General features: G+C 70.6%; 5 protein-coding genes. 2 read left to right on the top strand and 3 right to left on the bottom strand.

The genetic code is table 11. The features are described 5' to 3' along the window. Window positions 1-474 precede the first annotated feature (474 nt). From DEIPI_RS0103955 to DEIPI_RS0103945, 3 genes are all read right to left on the bottom strand, one after another. Window positions 475-2,922: a S8 family peptidase gene (locus DEIPI_RS0103955; RefSeq protein WP_027480928.1), complete on the bottom strand. Its 2,448-nt coding sequence runs from the start codon at window positions 2,920-2,922 to the stop codon at window positions 475-477. Between the two features lie 102 nt (window positions 2,923-3,024). After that, window positions 3,025-3,297 carry a hypothetical protein gene (locus DEIPI_RS0103950; RefSeq protein WP_027480927.1) on the bottom strand — a complete coding sequence of 91 codons (273 nt, stop codon included), beginning with the start codon at window positions 3,295-3,297 and terminating at the stop codon, window positions 3,025-3,027. A gap of 57 nt (window positions 3,298-3,354) precedes the next feature. Continuing rightward, window positions 3,355-4,140 carry an APH(3') family aminoglycoside O-phosphotransferase gene (locus DEIPI_RS0103945; RefSeq protein WP_027480926.1) on the bottom strand — a complete coding sequence of 262 codons (786 nt, stop codon included), beginning with the start codon at window positions 4,138-4,140 and terminating at the stop codon, window positions 3,355-3,357. Between the two features lie 64 nt (window positions 4,141-4,204). On the opposite strand from DEIPI_RS0103945, the gene DEIPI_RS0103940 reads away from it, so the two are divergent. Then, window positions 4,205-4,750 (top strand): RNA polymerase sigma factor, encoded by a 546-nt coding sequence (locus tag DEIPI_RS0103940; RefSeq protein WP_045233604.1) that lies wholly within the window; start codon window positions 4,205-4,207, stop codon window positions 4,748-4,750. 7 nt (window positions 4,751-4,757) lie between these two features. Beyond that, window positions 4,758-5,012, top strand: a complete 255-nt coding sequence (locus DEIPI_RS0103935; protein ID WP_027480924.1) for a hypothetical protein — start codon at window positions 4,758-4,760, stop codon at window positions 5,010-5,012. Window positions 5,013-5,084: the final 72 nt, after the last annotated feature.

The raw sequence follows: 5,084 nt of genomic DNA, 5'->3' as shown, positions 1-5,084 counted from the left end.
TATCCCGGACTTCGAGGTACGTCAGTTACGCGTTACTCACCCGTGCGCCACTCACCTCCGAAGAGGTGCGTTCGACTTGCATGTCTTAAGCACGCCGCCAGCGTTCACCCTGAGCCAGGATCAAACTCTCCATAAGTGGTTCAGCACTCCCCAAAGGGAGATGTTGATGTGTTTGATGCCTCGCTTGCGCTTGGCTGTGGACTTCCGTGGAAGTCCCTCTCGATGCCCGAAGGCATCTTCGTGAGTCTGGAGTCACTCGGGGGAGTGACCGCTCACACCACCCTGTCGGGTGGGCCCCACTACACTCTTCAACCCTGCTTTTCATGCTGCCCGCGCGCCTTTCGGTGCGCCACCTCTTTCGAGGCTCAGCAAGAATAGATCATCGTCAGCGGTCTGTCAACACCTTGCGCGCGTCCCCGCAAAGAAGGGAGGGACCGCCCAGCGGACGGTCCCTCCCCTGCCCCGAGGGGCGCTCTACCTGCCGATCCAGGTCAGCGCCGCCTGCAGGATCTTGCCGCGCGACGCGGCGTCGAGCCCTTCCAGACCGAAGCCCATCGTGATGGTCTTGTAGTTGCCGGCGTCGTTGAGGACGATCGCGCCCGCCGGGCCCTGCACGGACTGGGCGCGCACCGTCGCGCCCTTCTTCGCCTGACCGGGAGGCGTCTTCTTGTCCTGCGCGCGCTCCTTGTCCTTGTCGGTCCGGATGGACTGCGCCGTGATCTGCGCGGCGGTCGTGCCCGTGCCGCCCCAGGTGCCCGCCAGCGTCGCGCCGCCGAGGGGCGCGATCACGTCCGGGTAGTACTGGTTCACGGCGCTGCCCTGCTTGTTGAGGGCGTAGCCGCCCGCGCCGAGCGCGCCGCTCGTCGAGAAGTTCGCCGTGCCAGAGGAGTCCTCCACGAACTGCGTCTTCAGGACGCTGCGGTAGAAGTCACCCGCGCCGATGTCGTAGCCGACGTCCTGCCCGGTCACGATGAGACGCCCGCCGCCCTGCAGGAACTGACGCAGCACGTCCTGGTCCTGCGCGGTGATGGTCTTCTCGTACTGCTCGCCGGTCGCCCAGATGACGACCTCGAACTTCTTCATCTCGCTCAGCGGGACCGCGCCCTGGGTCTTGGTATCCCAGCGGAAGGCCGACTCGGCGTTCGCCTTGATCGCGTCACGCAGGTACGCCGTCACGTCCGGACCCTCGCCCATGTCGTCGTCCACGAGCAGCACGCTGAGCTTCTTCGCGGGCTGCGGCGCGGGCGACGGCTGAGGCTGCGGGGCGGGCTGGGGCGCGGGCTGCTGCGCCTTCGCGTCACGGATGAAGCAGGCCTTCGCCGCGCCGGGCACCGGATCGGTGCCGAAGTGCGCGTTGGTGCACTCCTCCGTGTCGTTGCGGGTGAAGTACGCGAACTTGCCGTTCGCGCCGTACGCCACCTCCTTCGGGGAGTTGAAGACGCACTTCTCGCCCTCCCTGGCGCAGAAGGTGAAGCCGTCCGGACCCACGGGCTTCTGCGCGGGCTGCGGAGCAGGCGCCGGCTGCGGCTGGGGTTGCGGCTGGGGTTGCGGCTGGGGTTGCGGCTGGGGTTGCGGCTGGGGCTGGGGCGCGGGCTGCTGCGCCACGTTCCCCCCGAGCTTGCCGATCGCGGCGGGCAGGTTCACGAGCCCGTAGCCCGACGTGTTGTTCTTGTCCCCGCCGCCGAGGCGCGTGGCGCTGGAATAGAGGGCGTTCTTGATCGCGTCGACGCCCGTGCCGGGCTTCGCGGACAGCATGGACGCCACCACGCCCGCCACGATCGGCGCGGCCTGAGACGTGCCGCTCAGCGCGCCGTACCCGCCGCCCGGGAAGGACGACGTGATCTCCAGCCCCGGCGCGACCACGTCCGGCTTCACGAACGAGCCGCTGATCGCGCCCGACCAGTTCACGGGCCCCCGGCTGGAGAAGGACGGGACGTTGTTGTTCTGGTCGATGGCGCCCACGCCGATCGCGTCGGGAATGTTGCCGGGCGACGCGGTGCTGCCCGCGTTCGGGCCGAAGTTGCCGATCGCGAAGACCGGCACGATGCCCGCCGCGATGAGGTTGCGTGTCGGCTGGACGAACTCGTCGTACGTGCCGGGCAGACCGAGCGACATGCTCACGACGTCCGCGCCGTCGTCGGTGGAGGCGTTGTTGTCCGGGTCGATGACCCACTGCATGCCCGCGATGACCTGAGCGAAGGTGCCCTCACCGTTCGGGAGGACCAGCGCCGAGATCAGCTTCGCGTCGGGCGCGACGCCCACCGTCTTGCCCGCGATGAGGCCCGCCGTGTGCGTCCCGTGCTGCTGCGTGTCGTGCGGCTGGGAGTTCACCTTGTTGCCGTTCTCGTCGAACTCCGCGAAGGCCGCGAGACGACCGGCGAGCTCCGGGTTGTTGGGGTCGATGCCGGTATCCAGGTGACCCACGCGGACGTTCTGGCCGCGGAAGCCCGCCGCCTGCGCCTGAGGCGCCCCGATCTTCGAGAGGTGCCAGGGCGTCCCGGCGGGCGCGCTCGCCGTGGAGAGCGCCGTGGGCTTGTTGAGCCGCACGTTGAAGTTCTCGAAGACGCGGTCCACGGTGGGGAGGAGCGCGAGGCCGCGGATGATCGTGGCGTTCGTCGTGAGGACGATGGACTGGTCGAGCCACAGCTCGCCGCCGCGCAGGCCGCGCTGCAGCTCGCGGTTGACGGGCCCCGAGAGCGGCCCGAGGTTCTTCACGACGTCCTGAAGCTGCTTGCGCAGGCTCTGGAACAGGGAGCGTCCCTTCTCGGTGCGGGACAGCTTGAAGCGCACGATGACCTCGTACTGTCCGTTCGGGTTCTGCTGGAGCTTGCGCGCAAGGTCGGGATCGAGCTGACCGGCGTGCGCTCCGCCGACGCTGGCGGCCGCGAGCGCGGCGCCCAGGATGAGTGTCCGGCGTTTCATGAGGCCCAGCCTACGCGCGCTCACGTGACGGGCCCTGAAAAGAATTTGAGACGCCCTTAAAAGGGCGTCAGAAGGGCATCAGAACGGGGCGGTGAGGGCGTGTCAGGCGTCCGAGCGGACCCCGGTCGAACCGTCGATCTCGGGGCCGCCACTGACCTCGAAGGCCGTGCGGGTCCGCGCGGGGTCGTGTCCGTCGATGACGCGCACGTTGCGGATGGAGTGCTCCTGCTCGCCGAACTGCATGCGGTTGTCGTAGCCCACCTGCGGCGGCTCGATGAGGATGCGGCTGCCCGGCGGCAGCCAGTCCAGCGGGCTCTCGACGACGACGTGCTCGTTCTGCGCGCCGTCCGGGATGGTCTCCACGATGACGTCCATGCGGTCATCGTGTCATCCCGCTCCCGCGTGCCCCGTGAAGCGCGCGTCAAAGGGCCTTCACACCGTCTCGTCGAGCAGGCGGTAGAAGTCGATGCGGGCCGGGTCCACGAGGGCGCGCCCGTACGTGTCGAGGAAGAGCTCCGCGTACCCGGCGCCGTAGTTGAAGGTCAGGCTGCGCGTGGCGAGCGCGAGGTCCACGTGCCGGTCCGCGACGCCCAGGCGGCCTACGTCCACGAAGCCCTCCACGTACTCCCCGGACACGATGACGTTCGGCAGGCAGGCGTCGCCGTGCGTCACGACGAGGTCCTCACGCTCGGGCCGGGTGCGGGCGAGTTCCGCGAGGACGTCCCGCGCCGTCCAGCCGAGGCGGGCCTCGTCGAAGTCGTCCTCGTCGATGAGGCCCGCCTCGGCGCGCAGCCTCGCCTCGTGCAGGCGGACGCGCAGGCTCGCGTCGAAGGGGCAGTCGCGGACGGGCAGCGCGTGCAGCTCGCGCAGGGCGCGCGCGAGGAGGTCGGTGTTGCGCCGCGCGTGCGTCACGGCGTCCGGGTGACTCATGTCGATGCCGCGCACGCGCTCCATCGCGAGGTACTCCGCCTCCGCGTCCGAGTGGTAGCCCGCCACGCCCGGGACGGGCACGCGCCCGCGCAGCCAGCGCAGACGCTCGCGCTCCGCGAAGAGCGTCTCGGACGGCAGGCGGCGCGCGTCCCGCGGGCGGACCTTGAGCACGTGCCGCGAGGAGCGGTACACGCGGTCGCCGCTCTCTCCGACGTTCACGCTCTCCCAGCGCGCGGCGGGCAGCACGTTCCGGAGGGCCTCGGGAATGAAGGGGTTCGCGTCGTCCATGCGGGCATGCTAGAGCGCCCTGGAACTTTCCGCGCTCCCCGTGTCTCCTAGGATCGAGGGGCCCTTGGACGACCTGACCGATCCGCAACTCGTCGCGCTCGCCGTGAGGGACGACGCGGCCTTCGAGACGCTCGCGCGGCGGCACCTGCCGCGCGTGCGGGCCCTCGCGCAGAGCATGGTGGGCGTCGGCGCCGCCGACGACGTCGTGCAGGAGGTGCTCGTGAGCGTGCACCGGAACCTGCGCTCGTTCCGGGGCGACGCGCAGTTCTCCACGTGGCTGCACCGCATCGTCCTCAACGCCTGCTACCGCGCGCTGCGCGCCCGCCCCACGGTGCTCCTGGGCGAGGTGCCCGAACCCGTCGCCCCGCAGGACCCGGCCCTCGCGGGCGAGACGGCGGCCCTGCGCGAACGCCTCGCGCGCGCCATGAGCCGCCTGCCGAGGGAGCAGCGCGAGGCGGTCGCCCTGCGCGAGCTCTCGGGGCTGGAGTACGCCGAGATCGCCGAGCTCACCGGGGTGGAGCTCGGGACCGTGAAGTCCCGCATCAACCGGGGACGCGCCGCCCTGCGCGCCCTGCTGCTGGAGGAGGGCGTGACGCCCTCGGGAGTGTGACCTGACCATGTCCGACGACCTCGACATCCTCTTCGCCCGCGCCCGCGCCGTCACCGAAGTCGACGTGGCCGCCGCCGAACGCGCCCTGCACAGCTGGAAGGCCACGCGGGCCCGTCAGCGGCGTGGCGCGCGCGCCGTCCTCGCCGGGGTCCTCGCGTCGGCCGCGATGATCACGGGCGCCGTGTACCTCGCGCGGCCCGCCGAACTGCCCACCAGTGCCGCGTACGACGTGTACAGCACCGTCAGCGGGGAGGGCTGGTGAGACGCGCGGTCCTCGCGGCCCTGCTGCCGCTCCTCGCGTGGTCGGCGGCGTCCGCGCAGGACCTGCCGGACC

This window comes from Deinococcus pimensis DSM 21231 (assembly GCF_000519345.1).
In the GTDB taxonomy this organism is placed as follows: domain Bacteria; phylum Deinococcota; class Deinococci; order Deinococcales; family Deinococcaceae; genus Deinococcus_A; species Deinococcus_A pimensis.
Note: the sequence above shows the minus strand (reverse complement) of the source record. Positions and strands in the feature narration are given on the sequence as shown.